The organism is Rhodoferax sp. (genome assembly GCF_030646845.1).
GTDB lineage: Bacteria > Pseudomonadota > Gammaproteobacteria > Burkholderiales > Burkholderiaceae_C > Rhodoferax.
Map to the genome: position 1 here is coordinate 141412 of NZ_JAUSLE010000004.1, position 20387 is coordinate 161798.

The following is a 20387-nucleotide window of genomic DNA, read 5'->3' on the forward strand; positions in this document are numbered from 1 at the left end:
TTATCCACGCGCTCCCGGGGATGGCTTGCGCCAAAGCAGCAGCCCGGACAGTCCGAGAAACAGCATGGAGCCGAAACCCCACACCCAGGCGTAGCCAATCATGTCACCCCAGGGCACCAGGGCATAAACCACGCCGAGAATGGCCCAGACGATGGCGATGGGGACGATCAGCCAGAAATCTTCATTCATGTGTTTGCTCCCTGAGCGTTAGTGCGCCGATCCGTTGCCCGTAACGGTGACGGGTAGCGTCTGCATCAGCTCAAAGCCGATCGCCGAGAAGGCGTACATCGCGATCACGATCACCCCGATCGAAATCGGCCCGACCCAGGCCTTGAGCCCGGGTCGCACCAGCGTGCCGCCCCAGGACACGGTCAGGCTGGCGCCTGGCGGTGCAACGGTTGAAGCCAGCTTGTGGCGCGCCGGAAACAGGGACACGGCAATGCCGGTGGCGAACACACTTAAAGCGGCGGCCATGAGGGCGCCGCCAATGGCCACCGTGACCATCAACCCTTGCCACAGCGCGGGCGCCTGATTCTGGTAGCTCACATTCATCACCCGACGCGGCACGCCCAGGTAGCCGGCCGTGATGCCAGCCGCTCCAAACACCAGCAGACCGGCAAACGCCAGCCAGGGCATCCAGCGCAGCAGCTCCGGGCGCCACAGCGCTCGCCCGCCGATGGCCGGCAACATCACCGACAGGGCGGCCAGCAGTGTCATGCTCACGGTACCCAGAGTGAAGAAGTGGAAGTAGCCCGGCACAAAGAAGGTGTCGGACAACAGTGGTGCGAGTTGCGCCTGAATCAGTACAAAGGCAAACACCAGGCCCAGTCCCATGCTCAGTACCGCTACGCCCATTGCCGCCATCGCCGGGTGACGCCAGGGCAGCAGCCGGAGCCAGCCGAACAGTCCTGCGCCTTTTTCCCCAGCGCCCTGGGCGCGGGCGTGAACTTCAAGGGACGCTACGATGATGAGAAAAGCGGTGAGGGTAGGCACGCTGACGAACAGCGACAAGATCGATCCGCCGATTTGAACCGCCTTGGGTAAATTTGGCTCCAGAAACATGTGGTACAGCGAGGTCGGTGGCACAAAGATCAGGTACATCGAGAACACGATTTTGGAGAATCGCTCGCCGAACACCGACTTGACGCCGGTGAGCACCTGCATCAGCACGTACCAGAGAATCACCGTGGCCATCAGGGGCAGGTAATGCATGTTGTGAAAGACGATGTGCCAACGGGTGCCATGACTGGTCGGGAAAGGCCCGAGGCCGAGCGCCCACAAAACGCCCGGCGTGAAGGTGTACAAGGCGGCAAAGCCGGTCACCATCAAAAACCCGGCCCAGGTAAACAGGGCAAACCCAAGCGCGCTCAAGCGTTCCTGCTGACCGCGCCAGCGCGGGCGCAGCAGGGTCACGATGGCGCAGGCGGGCAGGGCCATCAGCCCCAGCGCCAACGACAGGTAACCCAGGTTGAACAACAGCAGGTCGCCCGGCTTGTCAATGGCTATTTCCGGCGCACCGTTGTAAAGCAGTGGCGTACCGGTGAGTGAACCCGCCATGCTCAGGCCCAGGCCGGCGAGCATCAGCGCGAAGCCGACCCACGCCAGGCGTGGCCACGCCAACCCGTTGCCGCGTTCGGTGCTGGCAAAGCCCAGCAGCAGCGCGGCCTGCGTGGTGAATAACCAGTAGAAGAAGATGCTGACGCCGTGCACCGTCAGAAACCGGTAGCCGGTGTTGGGAATTGCGCTCAACAGTCCGCCGCGCACCAGGGCGGTCGCCAGGCCGGCGACGATGCCGATGGCCAGCGCCAGCAGCGCGACAGCCGCCATGCTGTTGAGCAGGCGCCGGTCACCGGGTGGCAGGCCTGCAAAGCGCTCCGTGTAGTTGGGTGTGTGTGCCATGCTCATACCACCTCAATCGTTGCCTGCATCATGTCGTGCGCCTGACCGCAGTAGACCGTGCAATGCATCAGGTATCGCCCTGGTTTTCGAAATGTCAGCTCGGTCTGCGAGAGTTGGCCTGGCTGCAGGCGCATCATTCGCCCTCCCTTGCCGAACTGAATGGACGCGCCATGGGTGATGTCCAGTGCCATCATTTTGAAACGGTAGGGTTGGCCCGCGTCCAGACGCAACACATTGGGCAGGTAATACCACTTGCCGGCTGTCATCAGGACGTCGATGGGCGCAAGGCCGACTGTCGTGACGGCGGCGTCGCCGTTTGCGGCGTGCGAGTCGGCTGGCAGGGCGATGTTTTGCATGTCATGGCCGGCGTGCGGATCGTCGTGCTGATCCGCCACGGCGGCGAGCCGGCGCGGGTACACGCTGCCATCGGGCATGCGGTAGCGCTCACTGAATTCAGCGGTGAGCCGACTGAACTCCCTGGAGTCCGGCCCTGTGGCTGGCGCACCGTGACCGCCATGACCGCCACTGGCGACAGGCTGCTCGTTGAGTTGGACGGCCTCTGGGGCGTGTGTCCCGTCGTGCGCAGCGTCAAGCCCGAGCAGTGCCAGCGGTCCGGGGGCCGCGCCATAGGCCGCCCACAGTCCGTACAGACTGACACCGCCAAAGCCGGTGGCGGCAACAAAGGCGCGCCGGGTGGTGAAGTGCGTGGTATTGCTCATGGACGGTGTCTCAATCAGTAGGATTGGTACACGGATGAGCCACCGCCGCGCTGCACCAGCAACACGCCATACGGGTCTTTGCGGCCAGCGTAGGCGGGGCCGTCCATGCCGGGGGAGCCAATCGGCATGCCCGGCACGGCCAGGCCCAGCGCTTTGGGGCGCTCCTTGAGAAGTCGGCGGACCTCACGCGCGGGCACGTGGCCTTCGAGCACGTAGCCGTCGACGAGCGCGGTGTGGCAGGAACCAAATTTGTCGGCCAGCCCGAGTTGGCGCCGCTGGGCAGCTTTGGCGGCGTCACTGATGTCGTAGGTCTTGACCTGAAAACCATTGGACTCCATGTGGGTGACCCAGTCGTGGCAGCAGCCGCAGGTCGGGGTTTTCCAGACTTCGACCAGCGGCTTGGTTTGAGTTAGTCCGCTCAGTGGCGATGCGAGGAAGGCGGTGCCGAGCAGCGCGGCAGCGGCGTGGAGGAGGGTGCGTCTTTGCATGAGGGGTCCTCGGATTTGATCAACTTCCAGGTGATCTTGATTTGTATGAAAAGTGCCATTAGCCCTCGTCAGAATTGGGCTAGTAGCTACTAATTTGATAGCATTTAAGGGAGCTTGCCGGAGGCGGCGCTTGCGCTTTGGCAACCGCCATCGGTCGTCTCCGGACGAACCACGGGTACCGGTTCAGGAAATCGGTGGTTTCAGGCGCGGCGCCGGCGTAGCGCTGGCAAACTGGATGCCGCCTCGCGGCTGCAGCAAAGGGGGCCGGGTGACGTGAACATTGCGGCCCATGGCGGACGGCACAGCAGTTGTGTGGCAAATCTGGCAGTCACGGCAGTCGCTGCAGTCGCCATGGTCTGCCAGCCCGGCGGTGTTCAGGCTGGCATCCGGGGCCGCAACGGCATCATGGCATTCGCTGTGGGATCGCCCTGAATTTATGGAATAACTGGCCCCAGCCCCCGCGGAATATGCGGGAGTAGCTATATTTTGCATAGCAGATGAGTGCCCGGAAGCCATCTCCATCGCCATCGCATCGCCGACCCAGCCGCGCAGGGGCAGCAAGGCAATCATGAGGGCGAGAAGCAGCACACGCATAAGCTAATGATAAGCCCGCTGCAGACAGGTTCAATTGTCCCGAAGGTTCAATGCCCCAGGATTTTCGACAGGAAGTCCTTGCTGCGTTCGCTTTGCGGGTTGTTGAAAAAGTCGTGCGGGTTGTTCTGCTCGACGATCTGGCCCTGGTCCATGAAGATCACCCGGTCCGCTACCGCCTTGGCAAAACCCATTTCATGGGTGACGCACAGCATGGTGATGCCCTGGCTGGCCATCTCCACCATCACGTCCAGCACTTCCTTGATCATCTCGGGGTCAAGTGCCGAGGTGGGCTCGTCGAACAGCATGATTTTTGGCGTCAGGCACAGCGCCCGGGCAATCGCCACACGCTGCTGCTGGCCGCCGGAGAGTTGCAGCGGGTACTTGCTGGCCTGCTCTGCGATGCGGACGCGCTTGAGCTGGATCATGGCCTTCTCTTCGGCGTCCTTCTTCGGCATCTTGCCGACCCACATGGGCGACAGCGTCAGATTCTCGAGAACGGTCAGGTGCGGGAACAGGTTGAACTGCTGGAACACCATGCCCACCTTCTTGCGGATGTCGTCGATCGCTTTGACGTCGTCGGTGACTTCAACGCCGTCCACAAACAGATGTCCCTCCTGGTGTTCTTCGAGCCGGTTGATACAACGGATCAGCGTTGATTTACCGGAGCCTGACGGGCCGCAAATGACGATGCGCTCACCGGGGGCCACGCTCAGGTCAATGTCGCGCAACACGTGAAAGTTGTTGCCGTACCACTTGTTGAGCTTTTCAAATTTGATGATGGGTTCTGACATGATGATCTGAAGGAAGTTGATTTTTGATGGGCCAACAGGGCAGTGAGTGAATGACCTTCTAGCGCTGCTTGCCTTTGTTGACCTGTTTTTCCACCCAGACGCTGTAACGGGACATGGAAAAACAAAAAATGAAATAGATCATGGCGATGAAAAGATAGCCTTCAATCTTGAACGGTCGCCAGTCCGAATCCGAGTTCAAGGCCAGTGACAGGGCGCCCGTGAGTTCGTACAGACTCACGATAGTCACCAGTGATGTGTCCTTGAATGTCGAAATGAAACTGTTCATGATGCTGGGCACCACCATGGCCAGCGCCTGCGGCAGAACAATCTTGCGCTGGGTTTGCCAGTAAGACAGGCCCAGCGTGGCCGCCGCTTCAATTTGTCCTTTGGGAATGGCCTGCAGCCCGCCGCGAATGACTTCAGCCATGTACGCCGCTGCAAACAGTGTGATACCGACCAGCACGCGAATCAGCACGTCAATGGTGAAACCCTGCGGCATGAACAGCGGGAACATGAATGAGGCCATGAACAGCACGGAAATCAGGGGCACGCCGCGGATCAACTCGACATAGATGGTGCAGAAGGTCCGGATCGCCGGCAAGTTGGAGCGCCGTCCCAGCGCCACGACCAGGGCAATGGGAAAAGCCATCGCCATCGACAGGGAGGCCAACAGGATGGTGAGGGGCAAGCCGCCCCAGCGGTCCGTCTCGACCTTGCTCAAACCCATGACGTTGCCGTACATCAGGGTAAAGAACAGGGTGAGAACGACGACCCAGAGAATGGCCAGCCAGGGCCGCCAGAAGGCACGGGTGCAACTCGCGGCCAGCAGGCCCAGCATCAGCAGGGTCGCTACCAGGGGGCGCCATTGCTCCTCAAACGGGTATCGGCCGAACAGGATGATGCGGTATTTTTCTGCAACAACGCCCCAGCAGGCCCCAACGCCTTCCACGCGGCAGGCGTTGAAGTCGGGTCGCCAGGCGGCCCGAAAGATGGCCCAACTGAGCAGTTGGGGTATCAGATAGAGAATGGCCCCGCCGATCACGATGGTCATCAGGGCGGTCACCCAGTCGCCAAAAAGATTGGTCCGAATCCAGGCAACGGGGCCTCCGGTTTGAGTCGGAGCCGGGCGCGGTTCAATGGGCTGAAAAGTTTGTGCGGTCATGGTGTTGCCTGGGGTCAGCGTTCTTGAATCGCAGAGCGGGTGTTGTACCAGTTCATCAGCAAGGAGGTCGCCAGCGAGGTGCTCAGGTAGACCAGCATGACGATGGAAATGCATTCCACGGCCCGTCCGGTCTGGTTCAATGCCGTGTTGGCAATGGACACCACATCCGGATAGCCAATGGCCACGGCGAGAGACGAGTTCTTGGTGAGGTTCAGGAACTGGTTGGTCATGGGTGGAATGATCACCCGCAGCGCCTGCGGCAGCATGACCAGCCGCATCGACTGGCCCGGGTTCAGCCCGAGCGCAGCAGCGGCCTCGCCCTGGCCCCGCGCGACCGACTGAATGCCGGAGCGCACCACTTCGGCCACAAAGGCGGCCGTGTAGACGGTCAAACCGAGGAGGACCGCGAGAAATTCTGGTGTCAGCGAGCCACCTTTTTCAATGGAAAATTCGCCTTTGAAAGGTGAGTCCAACTCAGTCGGTGCGCCCCCGGCCAGCCATCCCAATACGGCGCCTGCCAGAACAATGGCCACAGGAACCCAGAACATGCTTTTGAGTTTCCCTGTGGCTTCAAATTGCCTGTAGGCCCATCTGCGGTAGATCACCGCCAACACTATGCCAGCCAGCAGGCCGAACACGGCCCACAAATGACCTGTCGCCCACACCGGAATCGGGTAGCTCAAGCCCCCCTTGCTCAGGAACAGGGGGCCAACGGTCCACGCGTCAGCGGCGGCTGGAAGTGCCTCTGTAAATAGCAGATACCACATGAGCAATTGCAGCAGCACAGGAACATTGCGGAAAAACTCCACATAGGCGTAGCACACGCCGCGAACCAGAGCGTTGCGCGAGAACCGGCCAACGCCCAGCAGCGTGCCCAGGATGGTCGTCAAAATGATGCCCAGGATCGCCACGCGCAGCGTGTTGGAGAGGCCCACCAGAAAGGCCTGCCAGTAGGGCTGCGCGGAGTCAAAGGGGAACAGGCTTTCGCCGATATCAAATCCGGCAGGGCCGGTGAGAAAGTCAAATCCGCTCTGGATGCCGCGGATTTTCATGTTGTACATCGTGTTGTGCGCGATGAACCAGACGACAGCAGCAATCAGACCGATAGCGACCAGCTGATAGATGAAGCCTCTGAACGCCTGACTGCGCCAGGACCAGCTCTTCTTCTTCGGGGGGGACTTGGGGGTCATTGTCTTGCGCTCTCAAGAAAAGGCGGAACTTGGCACGGAGAGTAAAAAAAATGCTGCCAGCACAAACAGCGTGTACTGGCAGCAGCTAGCTTGTCAGCCCGGGATCAGTCTGACATCAACGGACCGGGTAGGCGTACATCAGGCCGCCCTTGTTCCACTGGTTGTTCAGGCCACGCGGCAGACCGAGGGGTGAGTTCGGTCCGACGTTGCGTTCGAAACTCTCACCGTAGTTGCCGGTCGCCTTGACGGCGCGGGCCAGCCAGTCCTTGTCCAGACCCAGCAGCTTGCCGGTGTCTTCATTGCCGCCGCCGAGCAGTCGCTGCACGACAGGATTTGTGTCGGACTTCATCTTGTCCACATTGGCCTGGGTGATGCCGTACTCTTCGGCTTCGATCAGACCGTACATGACCCACTTGACGATGGCAAACCACTCGTCGTCACCCCGGCGAACCATCGGGCCGAGGGGTTCCTTGGAGATCAGGTCCGGCAGGATGACGTGTTCTTTGGGGTCTTTGGCAACTTTGCTCCGTGTGGACGACAAACCTGAAGCATCGGTGGTGTAGGCAATGCAGCGTCCTGTGAAGTAGGCGTTCTCAGCGGCTTCCAGTTTTTCAAACACGACGGGCTTGATGCCGAGGTTGTTGGCTTTGGAGTAGTCGGTCAGGTTCTTTTCGGTGGTGGTGCCGGACTGCACGCACACGGTTTGACCTTTGAGCTGCTTGGCGCTCTTGATCTTGGTTTTCGTCGGCACCATGAAGCCCTGGCCGTCATAGTAGTTGGGCACGGTGATGTTCAGACCCAGCGAGGCGTCGCGGGTCAGGGTGAAGGTCGTGTTACGGGGCAATACATCGACCTCGCCAGATTGCAGGGCCGTGAAGCGCTGCTGGGCGTTGAGGGGAACGTACTTGACTTTTTCTGCGTCGTTCAAGACGGTTGCAGCCAGCGCGCGGCAGACATCCACGTCGAGCCCTGACCATTTTCCGGCAGAATCAGCCGCCGAAAACCCGGCCAGGCCGGCGTTCACGCCACAAATAAGCTGACCGCGAGCCTTGATACCGTCCAGTGTCTTGCCCGCGTGGGCGGGGGCCACCATCATCGCGCCCATGGCGGCCACGATGGCAGCCATGGTCTTCAGTTTATTGTTGGTCATTTGCATTGCTCCAGTAAAAGCGGTAATAAAAAATGGATTCGGACAGTTTCCTGCAGAGTCACCCGGAACACGAACTTTAGCGCCACCAGGCCGGTGTGGTCATCGGGGTTTACTCTTGCACTTCATGCAAAAAGTTCATAACCTGATCCGCGCCCATGCGTGAACTCTCAATGTCCTCAGCAGAAACCGTGCCAGCGCTTGACGGCTCAGGGGATTCAGAACGGCACGCATTGGCGCCGAATTGGTGCACCGTGCCCATTCCAATCGCGTCCCAACGGCGACAGCTGAATGCTTGCGGTGCATGGGGCCTCCCGTATCCTTTGAGCGCGCACGATTTTCAGTTACTGTTCACGCCAGATCAAGAAAGCACTGCAATATGAATCAGTCTGCAAGTTCCCAAGGTTCCAGGGTCATCCGGGCCCACCATCGTTTTTGGCCCAAGCGCCTGCCCCATGCCATCACGCTGCCGGCGACCTCCTTGTGGGACAACCTGGAGACCAGCGCCCGGCGTTATCCGCAGAAGGCAGCGCTGGTGTTTTTTGGCCGGGTCTTCAGTTACGCCGAGGTGCTACAAAAAGCAGAGCGGCTGGCAGCCTGCCTGCAAGGGCTGGGGGTCAAAAAGGGTGACCGGGTGGTGCTCAACATGCAGAACTGTCCGCAACTGGTGGTTGCGCACTTTGCGATCCTGCGGGCCAACGCCGTGGTGGTGCCGGTGAACCCGATGAACCGCGCCGAAGAGCTCAAGCACTACATCACCGATCCGGACGCGAAAGTGGCGATCACGACGGCCGATCTGGCATCTGAACTGGCGCGCGCCAGCGACGCATTGGCGCCCGCCCAGCGGCTGTCGCACCTGCTGGTGACGCATTTCACCGATGCGTTTGACGCCACGGTGTCCGGTGACAATGTGCCCCCCGCCGCCTGGACAGACTGGTTGCTGACACGTCACGCGCTCCCCACTTTGCAGGACGGCCAGGTGCACAGCTGGGATGAGGCGATGAGCGTCACTGCCGCGGCACCGGAGCTGTCCGTGGGGCCGGCCGATCTGGCCATCCTGCCTTACACCAGCGGCACCACTGGGCTGCCCAAAGGCTGCATGCATACCCATGCCAGCATCATGCACAACGCCGTGGCCAGCAGCCTGTGGGGCAATGGTTCGGCCGAGAACGTGGTTCTTACCGTGGTGCCCATGTTCCACATCACCGGCATGGTGAGCCTGATGCACACCAGCATCCGGGGCGGCGCCACCCTCATCATGATGCCGCGCTGGGACCGCGAGCTGGCCGGGCGCCTCATATCAATCTGGCAGGTGACGCACTGGACCAACATCCCCACCATGGTGATTGACCTGCTGGGTAGCCCCAACTTCGAGCAGTTCGATCTCTCCAGCCTGGTCTACATTGGTGGCGGCGGCGCCGCCATGCCGCAGGCGGTGGCGCAGCGGCTGTATGAGCAGTTTGGTCTGCGGTACGTGGAGGGTTACGGCCTGACGGAGACGGCCGCGCCGTCCCACAGCAATCCGCCGGATGCGCCCAAGCAGCAGTGCCTGGGCATTCCCTTCATGAGCACCGACGCGCGGGTGATTGATCCGGACACGCTGCTTGAGATGCCAATGGGCGAGCAGGGCGAAATCATCATTCATGGGCCGGAAGTCTTTCAGGGCTACTGGAAGCGACCCGACGCCACCGAAGCGGCCTTTATTGACTTCGAGGGCAAGCGTTTTTTCCGTTCCGGCGACCTCGGCCATGTGGACGCAGATGGCTATTTCTTCCTGACCGACCGTCTCAAGCGCATGATCAATGCGTCCGGCTTCAAGGTCTGGCCAGCCGAGGTCGAGGCGCTCATGTTCCGGCATCCGGCGGTGCAGGAAGCCTGCATTATTTCCACCAAGGACAGCTATCGGGGTGAATCGGTCAAGGCCGTGATTGTCCTGCGCCCGTCGCACAAGGGCGCGGTCAGTGAGCAGGACATCATCACCTGGTGCCGCGACAATATGGCTGTTTACAAAGTGCCGCGTGTCGTGCAGTTTGTGGATGCCTTGCCCAAGAGTGGTGCGGGCAAAGTGATGTGGCGCTCCTTGCAGGAGGCGGAAGGAAAGTAATGGTAGTTCCCGCGCAGGAGAGTCTTGGCAAGCCGTTGACCGGGTGGCGGCTGCGGCTGTACACCATCATCTTTGAGGCCGACACACGCGCCGGGCGTCTGTTTGACCAGTGGTTGATTGCGGTCATTTTGGCGAGTGTGGCGGTGGTCGTCGCTGACAGCGTGCAGGGGGTAGGGCCGGCCTACCGCACGGTCTTCTCGTGGCTGGAGTGGATCTTCACCATCGCCTTCACGCTGGAGTATGCGGCAAGGCTGTTGTGCGTGCGCCATCCCTTGCGTTACGCCCTCAGTTTTTACGGCGTGATTGATTTGTTGGCACTCCTGCCCACCTATGTGGCGCTGCTGGTGCCCGAGGTGCACGCCTTGATTGATGTGCGGGTGCTGCGTTTGTTGCGCGTGTTTCGCATCTTCAAATTGACGGCCTACGTCTCTGAGTACCAGTCGCTGGGCCGTGCGCTGAAGGCCAGCCGGCGCAAGATTCTTGTGTTTCTCTCGGCGGTGTTGATGATTGTGCTGGTCATGGGCACCCTGATGTATGTGGTGGAGGGGCCCGCCAACGGATTCACCAGTATTCCAACGTCGGTGTATTGGGCGATCACGACGATGACGACAGTCGGGTTTGGCGACATCACCCCCAAGACCGATCTGGGCCGCCTGATCTCATCGGCCATGATGCTTCTGGGCTGGGGCACACTGGCGGTACCGACCGGCATCGTGACGGCGGAGATGACGGCCAGACGGCTCGCCACCGTACCGACGACGCGCACCTGTCAGGAGTGCCTCACCGAAGGGCAGCTGCCGGAGGCCAACTTCTGTCTGCATTGCGGGGCCAAATTGTCTGAATATTTCAACGACGCCGCCCTTGAGCGGCTGCCGCAGGATTAGCATTATTTTTTTTGGAGATCGACGTGTTTCAAACCTCTATCGCGGGCAGCCTGCCCAAACCAGCCTGGCTTTCGGAGACCGAAAAACTCTGGCCTCAATGGAAGGTGCAAGGCGCAGAGTTGCAGCAAGCCAAGATGGACGCAACGCTGTTATGGATCAAGCTGCAGGAAGACGCCGGGCTGGACATCGTGGGCGATGGCGAACAGTCGCGCCAGCATTTTGTTCATGGCTTTCTCGAGCAGGTGGAGGGCATCGACTTCGAGCACAAGGTCACCATGGGCATCCGCAATGGGCGCTACGACGCCCAGGTGCCGCAGGTGATTGCGCCGCTGAAGCTCAAAGGCCGCGTGCATGCGTTCGAAGCACAACTGGCGCGCGCACATACCAAAAAGAAACTGAAGTTCACCTTGCCCGGCCCACTGACCATCGTGGACACCGTGGCCGACCGCTTTTATGGGAGCAAGGTCGATATGGCGATGGCCTTTGCCGAGTTGCTCAATCAGGAAGCGCTGGCCCTGCAGGCCGACGGCGTGGACATCATCCAGTTTGATGAACCGGCTTTCAACGTCTACATGCAGGACGCCGCCGATTGGGGTGTGAAAGCACTGGAGCGTGCCGCCCGGGGCCTGACCTGTACCACCGCCGTGCATATTTGCTATGGCTACGGCATCAAGGCCAACCTGGACTGGAAAGAAACCCTGGGGCAGGAGTGGCGCCAGTACGAGGCCATTTTTCCGGCTCTGGCCAAAAGCAGCATCCAGCAGGTGAGTCTGGAGTGCTATCACTCGCATGTGCCGCCGGATCTGATGAAGCTGCTCGAAGGCAAAGACGTGATGGTGGGCGTGATCGACGTCGCCAGCGACGAGGTCGAAACGCCTGAGCAGGTGGCGGACACGATTGGCAAGGCATTGCAGTTCGTGCCCAGGAACCGCTTGTTTGCGTGTACCAATTGCGGGCTGGCGCCGATGAGCCGCGAGATCGCCGTGAAGAAACTGGAGGCGCTGGCGGCCGGTGCGGCACTGGCGCGGCAACGCTACGACACGGCGGGGGCAGCCTGATGAGCCGGGCGCGTTCCACCGCTGGTTCCCCCGCCCTGGCGTTACCCATGGTCTCGCCGGAGAAAGCGGGCCTGTGCCCGCTGCGCACGGCCAGGATGATGGCGGTGTTGCAGTCCGAGGTGGATCGCCAGCGCCTGCCCGGTGCGGTCGTCCTGATTGCCCGGCACGGGAAGCTGGCCCTGTTTGAAAGCCTGGGCGCGCTGGACCCGGCGACGGGTACCGCGATGACGCGGGACGCCATCTTCCGTATTTACTCGATGACCAAGCCGATCGTGTCGGTCGCCGTCATGATGCTCATGGAGCAGGGGAAACTGCTGCTGAATGACCCGGTGGCCAAGTACCTGCCCGAGTACGCGACCCAGAAAGTCGCCCACATGGTGGATGGGGCCGTGCAACTGGCTGCTGTGCAGCAGGGGGCGACCATCCAGGACTTGTTGCGCCACACGGCCGGCCTGACCTATGAATTCATGGGCAACGGACCGGTGCAGCGGCAGTATGCGCAGAGCCGAATCGGTTCGCGCGAGCGCAGCAATGCCGAGTTTTCGCATCAACTGGCGGCCTTGCCGCTGATGTTCGAACCCGGCACCATGTGGGAGTACGGCCGTGCCACGGATGTGCTGGGGCGCGTGGTGGAAATGGTGAGCGGCCAGACGCTCGGCGCGTATTTGCAGGAACACATATTCAAGCCGCTGGACATGACCGACACGGGTTTTTCCGTGCCGCCAGAGCATCACAGCCGCATTGCCGAACCGTTTGCCCGCGACCCCGAGGGCGGGCTGCAGATGCGGGTGATCGATGTGCGCGAAGCCGGGGCGATGGAGTCGGGCGGTGGCGGTCTGGCTTCGACCGCGAGGGATTACGCGCGGTTTCTGCAGTTCATGGTGAACAAGGGCGAACTGGATGGTGTACGCCTGCTGGGGTCCAGAACGGTCGCGTTCATGACCGCAGACCATCTGGGTGATATTCCTGTCAACGGCGGGGCGTCGCGCGATCTGCTGCCACCCGGACATGGCTTCGGCCTGGGCTTTGCGGTGCGCAAAGACCTGGGTGTTGCGTCCGTGCCGGGTTCAGTCGGCATGTACTTCTGGGGCGGCATGGCGGGTACGACCTTCTTCGTCGATCCTGCCGAAGACATGTTCGCCTGTCTGATGCTGCAGGCCCCCAACCAGCGTGAGTACTACCGCATGCTGTTTCGCGATCTGGTGTACGCCACGCTGCTGGACTGACGCGGCTCTTTTCTGATTTATAAGAAATCAGGCTGTAGCCCCCGTTTTATATGCCTCATATGCTATTTATTTGATAGCATATAAGCGCTCAGGCCTCGGCCACCTGCAGCACCAGTTTGCCGAAGTTCTCGCCGGTGAAGAGTTTGTTGAGGGCCTCGGGGAATGCGTCCAGTCCCTGCACGACGTCTTCCTTGCTTTTCATGCGGCCGTCCTTCAGATAGGCCGCCATCTCGGCCACCGCCAGGGGGTAGCGGTCCGCGTAGTCAAACACGACGATGCCTTCCATGCGGGCGCGATTGACCAGCAGGCTCAGGTAGTTCTTGGGGCCTTGCACAGCCGTCGTGTTGTTGTACTGGCTGATGGCGCCGCAGATGATGATGCGGGCGCCCCGGTTGATGCGGGTCAGCACGGTGTCCAGGATCTCGCCGCCGACGTTGTCGAAGTAGATATCGACGCCGGCGGGGCAGTGTTGCTTCAAACCATCCTTGACAGCACTGGGACCAGCCTTGTAGTCGATGCAGGCGTCAAAGCCCAGTTCCTTGACGACCCAGTCGCACTTGGCCTGGCCTCCGGCAATACCGACCACGCGGCAGCCCTTGATCTTTGCCATCTGGCCGACAGTCTGCCCCACGGCACCGGCAGCGCCAGAGACCACGACGGTTTCGCCCGCCTTGGGCTGGCCCACATCCATCAGGCCAAAGTAGCCGGTCATGCCGGGCATGCCCAGCACGTTGAGCCACTGCGTCAGCGTGCCCACGTTCAGGTCAATTTTCACCAGACCACTGCGTTTGAAGTCAGCCTCTGCCAGCGTCAGATACTCCTGGACGCCAAAGCTGGCACTGACAAAATCGCCAACTGCAAATTTCGCGTTTTTGGAAGCAATCACCCGGCCGACGCCACCCGCCCGCATCACTTCGCCAATGCCCACGGGCGGGATGTAGCTTTTGCCCTCATTCATCCAGCCGCGCATGGCGGGGTCCAGCGAGAGCGCCAGGGTTTTGAGCAGGACGCCACCTTCGGCAGGCTCCGCGACCGCTTCGCTCGTGCTTTGCCAGTTGGCGCGTGTGGGCAGGCCGACCGGGCGGGCGGCGAGGCGAATCTGGTGGTTGGTCAGGGGGACTAGTGTGGACATGGAATACTCCGGAATGTGAAACCGGTGAATCCTAGCGCGAGGCGATTCAGACGCGGGTAGCGCAAGCGACAGCCGTACCGTCAAAGAGGTTTATGCTGGCCGCGGCGTCATGCCCTTGAAGGAGACCTTGTCATGCCTGCGACACCGACCCAACCCGTCCTCACGACGCTGATCACCGGGGCCTCATCCGGCATTGGTGAAGCGCTGGCCCATTGCTTTGCGCAGGCAGGCCATCATCTGGTGCTGGTCGCCCGCAATGGGGAGAAGTTGCGCACGCTGGCGGATGAGTTGGTCCAGCGCCACGGCATTGCTGCGACGGTGCAGGTTGCAGATTTGTCGGAGCCCGGCGCAGCGGCACGGCTGGCGGCCACACTCAAACGCAGACGGTGCACGGTGAACGTGCTGGTAAACAACGCCGGGGTGCTGTCACAGGGCAGTTTTGTCGGCCTCAAGCCGGAGGTTCACCAGCAAATGATCAGCGTGAACATCGTCGGTCTCACCGCCATGCTGTCGGCGTTTGTGCCGGGCATGGTGGCGCGAGCGACCAGCGGGGCGGTCGGGCGTGTGCTCAACGTCGCCTCAATTGCGGCGTTCCAGCCGGTGCCCTCGTTGGCCACGTATGCAGCCAGCAAGGCGTATGTGCTTTCGCTGACGGAATCGCTGTCCGAGGAGCTCAAGGGCACGGGTGTCACGCTCACCGCACTGTGCCCCGGCATTACGGCGACGCCGATGCTGCGCGAGGCCAGGAACGCCAATGCCAGGGTCAGTGAAATCCCCGGTTTTCTTGTCGGTGATGTGCGCGATGTTGCGCGGCAGGGCTTTGAGGCCTGCATGAATGGCGATGTCATTTGCGTGCCGGGTGCGATCAACCAAGCGGCGATGATGGCGTCGCGCGGCAGCCCCAAGTGGCTGGTTCGGCGATTGGGCGGTTTGCTGAGTCGACCCTTTTTCTCAGGGCTGCCCTGACAGGTCAGACTGGGACGCCGTCGGCTGTCTGTGCCTTGTCGCTCTGCGGGCTGGAGCATGTGGCACCTCCGCAACCATGAATCACTTCCTGCGGCAAGGACTGGGGCGAATGAACGATGCCCGTCGCCGGGTCATAGCCCACGCTGCGCAGATGCAGGGCGAGTGCCGCGTCCATGCTTTGCGCATGTTGAGGAAACCAGATGCCCAGTTCGTGAGCCATCTGCCGCACGACGGCAAGGTCGCCGGCTTGCCCGCGTTTGTCGCCTTCGCGCATCACCTGCAGAATTACGTCATGTTGCGTGGAATGGCAGTTGCCGGCTGAAAAACGGGTGCTCTGCATCCACTGGTCTTCACGGCCGAAATGGTCTTCGGTGTGCTCAATCAATGTTCGCCACGCCCCAAGCAGCGTGGCGTCAGGGGCATTGACCACTTCGGCCAGCAAGTCGACAAATTCATGGTGAGTGTCATCCATGAAAGACAAACCGAGTGCGAGCGAATCAGACCATTGCAGTGTGGACATGCTGATATTTCCAGGAGAGTTTGTTCGAGCATACGGAAATCCGGTGTTTCCAGGTTTGACCAAAGTCAGGAAATTGTGAAACGGCCCATGGGAATCCTCGAAGCGCACTGCGTCGGGCGCATGGCGTTCGCCGGCTTCTGCTTTCGAGTCCGGAGGTTGTAAGCTTGTGCACCATGACCACCTCATTTTCTCCCCCTTCTTTGGCCGCGCCCCGCGAGCTGGGTACGGTTCTGCGACAGCAAGGTTATGTCGTGCTGGATGCCCATGACGTGGGCCTGTTGGGCGGATGCTCAGCGGCTGAACTGCATGCGCTGCGTCCTTTTTGGGCCAACCTGCCACCGGACACGTTCATGAAGGATGGTGGGCGTTACCGCCGGCGTCGGCATGCCTGCTTCGTGGTGCAGAACGGGCAGGTGACCCAGGCGCCGCATCGGGCGCACTGGCAGCCGGTGGAGTACAACGCCCTGCATGGCGGAATGCAGAGATTGTTCGAGCCGATATTGCCCGCAATGCTGGCCCAGCCGGTGTGGCAGAAATTGTTGGTGTGGCTCGGTCAGGTGTGCTCGGGCCTGAAAGGCGAGCAGCCCTGGTTTGTAGAGGCGCACCAGTTTCGCATTGACACCACGGACGGTATTGGCCGGCCCACGCCGGAGGGGGCCCATCGCGATGGGGTGGACCTGGTGGCGGTGTTTCTGGTGGACCGGGAAGGTGTCAAAGGCGGGGAAACCCGTGTGTTTGAGGCGGCCGGGCCGAATGGCCAGCGCTTCACGCTGACCGAGCCATGGTCTGTGCTGTTGCTGGATGATGCCCGTGTCATTCATGAGTCGACGCCGATCCAGCCGCTTGAGTCAATCACGCAGGGCGGCCATCGCGACACCCTGGTGGTGACCTTGCGCGCTTCGGGTTTTCAGGGAGATAGTCAATAGCTTGATTTCCGTCAAGGTTTTGCGGACCAGTCAATCAGACACTAGCCACTGTCAAGTCACAAGGAGTTTTCATCATGTTCAAGCACATCCTCGTTCCGGTGGACGGCTCGCCGACCTCACAGCTGGCAGTCGAGAAAGCCATCGGCCTGGCCAAAGCATTTGGCAGTCGGGTTACAGCGATTTTTGTCATTGATCCCTACCCGTTTACCGGGGTCGGGACTGATTTCGCCTATGGCCAGGCCGAGTACCTGAATGCCGCCACTTCCGAGGCCAATGCGGCGATCAAGGCGACGAAGGCTGCATTCGAGGGCGCGGGGGTTGCCGTGGAAACCTCTGTCATTGAAGCTCACACCGCCTGGCGCGGCGTGGTCCAGGCGGCCGAGTCAGTGCAGGCCGATTTGATCGTCATGGGCTCGCATGGACGCAGCGGCCTGGAGAAGCTGGTGCTTGGCAGCGTCACGCAAGCGGTTCTATCGCACACCCGGTTGCCCGTTCTGGTGGTGCGCGACTGAACTCGCAGGCTTTGTTGACCGTCAACCGCACTGCCCGACGTAGCCGCACGCGGTACAGAAATCACAGCCGTCCTTGTGAATGACGGTGGGATTTCCACACTCCGGGCAGACTTTACCGGCCATGGTGGTGGCTGTTCCCTCATGTTCCGGGGAGTCGAGCACACCCATGTCGCGCAGCGGAAAACCTTCTTCGTTCAGCACGCCCAGCATGGCGTAGCGGTGAATGATCAGGCGGGCGATATACGCGACGGTCGAGGGCCAGGTTTGCTGGCGGCGTTCTCCATGTGGCAGACCCGGCACAAAGGCCATGAAGTGGCCCAGCGGTTCCGCATAGTTGAGCAGCTTGCGCAACTTCATGCCAATCCAGGCCGGATCGATCACCCGCATGTCGAGCGACAACAGCCGCGCCAGGCCGTCAAGTGCCCTGGGATAGTTGCCTGAAAAGCCCACGGCGCAGGGCCGGGTGACGGTCGCGCCATCATGGCCCGGCAGGTTGACCTCTTTGAGGGTGACCGTGAAAGACTCGCCGGTGGCGGGATTGTCCACGTCCACCGACCACGCCAGCGTGCCTGAAGGACCGGTTTGCGGCTCGCCGCGGCTGAACATGGCGTCGATCACAGGCGTAGGCACCTTGACATCCTTGCCAGGCAAGGCCTTGAGCTGGTCGCAGCGCCAGCGAATGACGGCTGCCGTCGCCGCCACCACGCCCGGGAACAAGCGGTTCTCGCCGTGCGGCGGAAACGGCATCTCAAATGAATGTTCTTCTGCCACCGTGGCCAATGCGTCCAGTTTCAGTTGCAGCCACGCCGGGTCGTTGGCGCGCAAGTCCATGGACAGCGTCTTGGCAAGTGCGCCCAGACCCCGCGGCTGTTCCGTACCGTTGACCCACACCTCGAACGGCTTCGGCGCGCCGCCTTCCTCGGGCGCCAGTTCACCCACGAACAGCGCGAAGTCGCCAAATGGGTGATGCACCATGAAGGTCCAGGCCGGATTGCCCCCTGGCAATTCGGGTCGGCCTGGCCAGCGCAGGGAAGACAGCACGGGGGCGGGCAGGCGCTCCAGTGACAGGCGCTGATTGGCGCCATCGATCTGCAGGGGTGTGGCGGTTGCCGGCGCAGAACTGGGTGTGACGCTCAGCACCGACCCCAGCACCGAGTTGGGCCGGTACGTGGCCAGCCCCTTCAAGCCGGACAGCCAGGCTTCCATGTACAGGTGCCGGAAGTCGGCATAGGGATAGTCCGCCGGCACGTTGACGGTCTTGGAGATGGCGGTGTCGATGAAAGGCGCCACGGCGGCCACCATCGCTTCATGGGCCTGTGCGCTCATCTCCAGTGCAGTCACGAAGGCTGAAGTGAGCGGCGCATCCTCGCCGTGCAGGTGGCGATACAGACGCCATGCGTGGTCTTCGACGGCATATTCCTTGAAACTGCCGTCAACCATGCGTTTCTTGCGGGTGTAGCTCCAGCTGAACGCCGGCTCGATTCCGTTGCTGGCGTTATCGGCAAATGCCAGGCTGATCGTGCCGGTCGGCGCGATGGAGAGCAGGTGCGAATTGCGCAGGCCGTTGGCACGAATGCGCTCTTTCAGCGCGGGCGGCAAGCGCGACGCAAAGGTCTGGCCGCTGAGGTACAGATCGGCATTGAACAGCGGGAAGGCGCCGCGTTCGCGCGCCAGCTCAACCGATGCATCGTAGGCGGTGTCGCGCATCAACTCGGAAATTTGTCTGGCCATGTCACGCGCTTCCTGCGTGTCGTAGCGCAAGTTGAGCATCACCAAGGCGTCGCCCAGTCCGGTAAAACCCAGGCCTACGCGGCGCTTGCTGCGGGCTTCTTCCTGTTGCTGTGGCAGCGGCCACACCGTCACGTCCAGCACGTTGTCCAGCATGCGCGTGGCAACGCGCGCCACTTCGGCAAATGCCGCCTTGTCGAAATGGGCGTTTTCTTCAAAGGGATGGTCGATGAAGCGCGTCAGGTCGATCGAGCCCAGGCAGCAGCAGCCATAAGGGGGCAGCGGTTGTTCAGCACACGGATTGGTGCTGGCGATGGTTTCGCAATAGGACAGGTTGTTGTCCCGATTGATGTGATCCAGAAACAGGACGCCAGGCTCCGCATGATCGTAGGTGGATCGCATGATCTGATCCCACAACTCGCGCGCCTGCAGTTTGCGGTAAACCCACAAGCCACTGTCCTGCTCCTGGTAGGCGCCCGCCGCTTTTTGGGGGGCGCCTGGCTCGGCCCGATGAACCAGCGTGAACTCACCGTCTTGTTGCACCGCCTGCATGAAAGCGTCGCTGACACCCACGGAGATGTTGAAGTTCTTCAGGTCGCCAGTGTCTTTGGCGTGGATGAACTCTTCAATATCCGGGTGGTCGCAACGCAAGACGCCCATTTGCGCGCCACGTCGGGCGCCGGCGGATTCGACCGTCTCGCAGGAGCGGTCAAACACCCGCATGTAACTGACGGGTCCTGACGCACTGCTTTGCGTGCTGCCAACCCACGCGCCGCGCGGTCGAATGCGCGAGAAGTCATAGCCGACACCCCCGCCGCGGCGCATGGTCTCGGCGGCCTCGGTCAGGGCGGTGTAGATGCCGGGATGACCATCTTCCACGTGGGCTATGGAATCACCGACGGGCTGCACGAAGCAGTTGATCAGCGTGGCAGCCAGATCGGTGCCGGCAGCAGATTGAATGCGCCCGGCTGGCAGAAATCCGTTTTGCAGCGCCTGCAGGAATTTGGTCTCCCACTGCTTTTGGTGCTCAGGTGCCTCGACCTGGGCCAAGGCGCGGGCCACGCGCTGGTTGACGTCGAATATGCTCTGCTCGGTTCCTTTGCTGTACTTCTCAATAAGCACCTCCTGGCTGATCTGCTGAGGTGGCAGCGTAAGGGCTGATTTTGTTCGTTCGGGGGTTTTTTGCGACATGGGGTGTTTCCTGAAAAAGGCTGTGGAATACTAGGGCCAGGCCTATCCAGTTTCATTGATCTAAAACAAGCTTGCTCGAACCATTCTAGCTCTTGGGGCGCTATAGGTAGTGGTCAACGTGATGGTTGAACACTATAGGTAGTGCAAGCG

The 20387-nt window shown here is 61.2% G+C and carries 19 protein-coding genes; 7 read left to right on the forward strand and 12 right to left on the reverse strand.

Translation table 11 applies throughout. From position 1 onward, the window contains the following. The 9 genes from Q7T10_RS01425 to Q7T10_RS01465 all read right to left on the reverse strand — a co-directional run bounded on the left by Q7T10_RS01425 (nucleotide 1) and on the right by Q7T10_RS01465 (nucleotide 7993). Complete coding sequence (locus Q7T10_RS01425) at nucleotides 1–189, reverse strand: hypothetical protein (protein ID WP_304745103.1); 189 nt, start codon at nucleotides 187–189, stop codon at nucleotides 1–3. A gap of 18 nt (nucleotides 190–207) precedes the next feature. Beyond that, nucleotides 208–1899, reverse strand: coding sequence for a cbb3-type cytochrome c oxidase subunit I (locus Q7T10_RS01430; protein ID WP_304745105.1), 1692 nt, complete (start codon nucleotides 1897–1899; stop codon nucleotides 208–210). Nucleotides 1900–1901: 2 nt separating this feature from the next. Then, on the reverse strand, nucleotides 1902–2618 hold the full coding sequence (locus tag Q7T10_RS01435; RefSeq protein WP_304745107.1) for a cupredoxin domain-containing protein: 717 nt from the start codon (nucleotides 2616–2618) through the stop codon (nucleotides 1902–1904). Nucleotides 2619–2632: 14 nt separating this feature from the next. After that, nucleotides 2633–3106, reverse strand: a complete 474-nt coding sequence (locus tag Q7T10_RS01440; RefSeq protein WP_304745110.1) for a DUF411 domain-containing protein — start codon at nucleotides 3104–3106, stop codon at nucleotides 2633–2635. A 183-nt stretch (nucleotides 3107–3289) separates the two neighbouring features. Beyond that, a complete protein-coding gene (locus tag Q7T10_RS01445; RefSeq protein WP_304745113.1) occupies nucleotides 3290–3700 on the reverse strand; it encodes a hypothetical protein in 411 nt (136 codons plus the stop codon). A 47-nt stretch (nucleotides 3701–3747) separates the two neighbouring features. Further along, the gene (locus Q7T10_RS01450) at nucleotides 3748–4491 is read right to left on the reverse strand and encodes an amino acid ABC transporter ATP-binding protein (RefSeq protein WP_304745115.1); all 744 of its coding nucleotides are present in this window, start codon (nucleotides 4489–4491) and stop codon (nucleotides 3748–3750) included. 58 nt (nucleotides 4492–4549) lie between these two features. After that, entirely contained in the window at nucleotides 4550–5653 is a 1104-nt protein-coding gene (locus tag Q7T10_RS01455; RefSeq protein WP_304745117.1) for an amino acid ABC transporter permease, read from the reverse strand. A gap of 14 nt (nucleotides 5654–5667) precedes the next feature. Next, entirely contained in the window at nucleotides 5668–6843 is a 1176-nt protein-coding gene (locus Q7T10_RS01460; RefSeq protein ID WP_304745119.1) for an amino acid ABC transporter permease, read from the reverse strand. Nucleotides 6844–6958: 115 nt separating this feature from the next. Next, entirely contained in the window at nucleotides 6959–7993 is a 1035-nt protein-coding gene (locus tag Q7T10_RS01465; protein WP_304745122.1) for an amino acid ABC transporter substrate-binding protein, read from the reverse strand. Nucleotides 7994–8369: 376 nt separating this feature from the next. On the opposite strand from Q7T10_RS01465, the gene Q7T10_RS01470 reads away from it, so the two are divergent. From Q7T10_RS01470 to Q7T10_RS01485, 4 genes are read left to right on the forward strand one after another with little or no spacing between them, the layout of a single operon-like run. Further along, nucleotides 8370–10094, forward strand: coding sequence for a long-chain fatty acid--CoA ligase (locus Q7T10_RS01470; protein ID WP_304745124.1), 1725 nt, complete (start codon nucleotides 8370–8372; stop codon nucleotides 10092–10094). Then, on the forward strand, nucleotides 10094–10978 hold the full coding sequence (locus tag Q7T10_RS01475) for an ion transporter (protein ID WP_304745126.1): 885 nt from the start codon (nucleotides 10094–10096) through the stop codon (nucleotides 10976–10978). Before Q7T10_RS01470 ends, Q7T10_RS01475 begins: the two co-directional genes overlap by 1 nt. A gap of 23 nt (nucleotides 10979–11001) precedes the next feature. Continuing rightward, nucleotides 11002–12036, forward strand: coding sequence for a methionine synthase (locus Q7T10_RS01480; protein WP_304745128.1), 1035 nt, complete (start codon nucleotides 11002–11004; stop codon nucleotides 12034–12036). Then, complete coding sequence (locus tag Q7T10_RS01485) at nucleotides 12036–13262, forward strand: serine hydrolase (protein ID WP_304745130.1); 1227 nt, start codon at nucleotides 12036–12038, stop codon at nucleotides 13260–13262. Before Q7T10_RS01480 ends, Q7T10_RS01485 begins: the two co-directional genes overlap by 1 nt. Nucleotides 13263–13350: 88 nt before the next feature. Here Q7T10_RS01485 and Q7T10_RS01490 read toward each other — a convergent pair whose 3' ends face one another. Further along, nucleotides 13351–14394 carry an NADP-dependent oxidoreductase gene (locus Q7T10_RS01490; RefSeq protein WP_304745132.1) on the reverse strand — a complete coding sequence of 348 codons (1044 nt, stop codon included), beginning with the start codon at nucleotides 14392–14394 and terminating at the stop codon, nucleotides 13351–13353. Nucleotides 14395–14526: 132 nt separating this feature from the next. On the opposite strand from Q7T10_RS01490, the gene Q7T10_RS01495 reads away from it, so the two are divergent. After that, nucleotides 14527–15360, forward strand: coding sequence for an SDR family oxidoreductase (locus tag Q7T10_RS01495; protein WP_304745134.1), 834 nt, complete (start codon nucleotides 14527–14529; stop codon nucleotides 15358–15360). Nucleotides 15361–15364: 4 nt separating this feature from the next. Here Q7T10_RS01495 and Q7T10_RS01500 read toward each other — a convergent pair whose 3' ends face one another. Further along, entirely contained in the window at nucleotides 15365–15880 is a 516-nt protein-coding gene (locus Q7T10_RS01500) for a hemerythrin domain-containing protein (protein WP_304745136.1), read from the reverse strand. Nucleotides 15881–16053: 173 nt separating this feature from the next. Here Q7T10_RS01500 and Q7T10_RS01505 point away from each other — a divergent pair, with 173 nt between their 5' ends. Next, the gene (locus Q7T10_RS01505; protein WP_304745138.1) at nucleotides 16054–16806 is read left to right on the forward strand and encodes a 2OG-Fe dioxygenase family protein; all 753 of its coding nucleotides are present in this window, start codon (nucleotides 16054–16056) and stop codon (nucleotides 16804–16806) included. Between the two features lie 74 nt (nucleotides 16807–16880). Then, nucleotides 16881–17318: a universal stress protein gene (locus Q7T10_RS01510; RefSeq protein ID WP_304745141.1), complete on the forward strand. Its 438-nt coding sequence runs from the start codon at nucleotides 16881–16883 to the stop codon at nucleotides 17316–17318. A 21-nt stretch (nucleotides 17319–17339) separates the two neighbouring features. Here the strand turns inward: Q7T10_RS01510 and Q7T10_RS01515 are convergent, their stop codons facing one another. After that, nucleotides 17340–20237 carry an adenosylcobalamin-dependent ribonucleoside-diphosphate reductase gene (locus Q7T10_RS01515; RefSeq protein WP_304745143.1) on the reverse strand — a complete coding sequence of 966 codons (2898 nt, stop codon included), beginning with the start codon at nucleotides 20235–20237 and terminating at the stop codon, nucleotides 17340–17342. Nucleotides 20238–20387 lie beyond the last annotated feature (150 nt).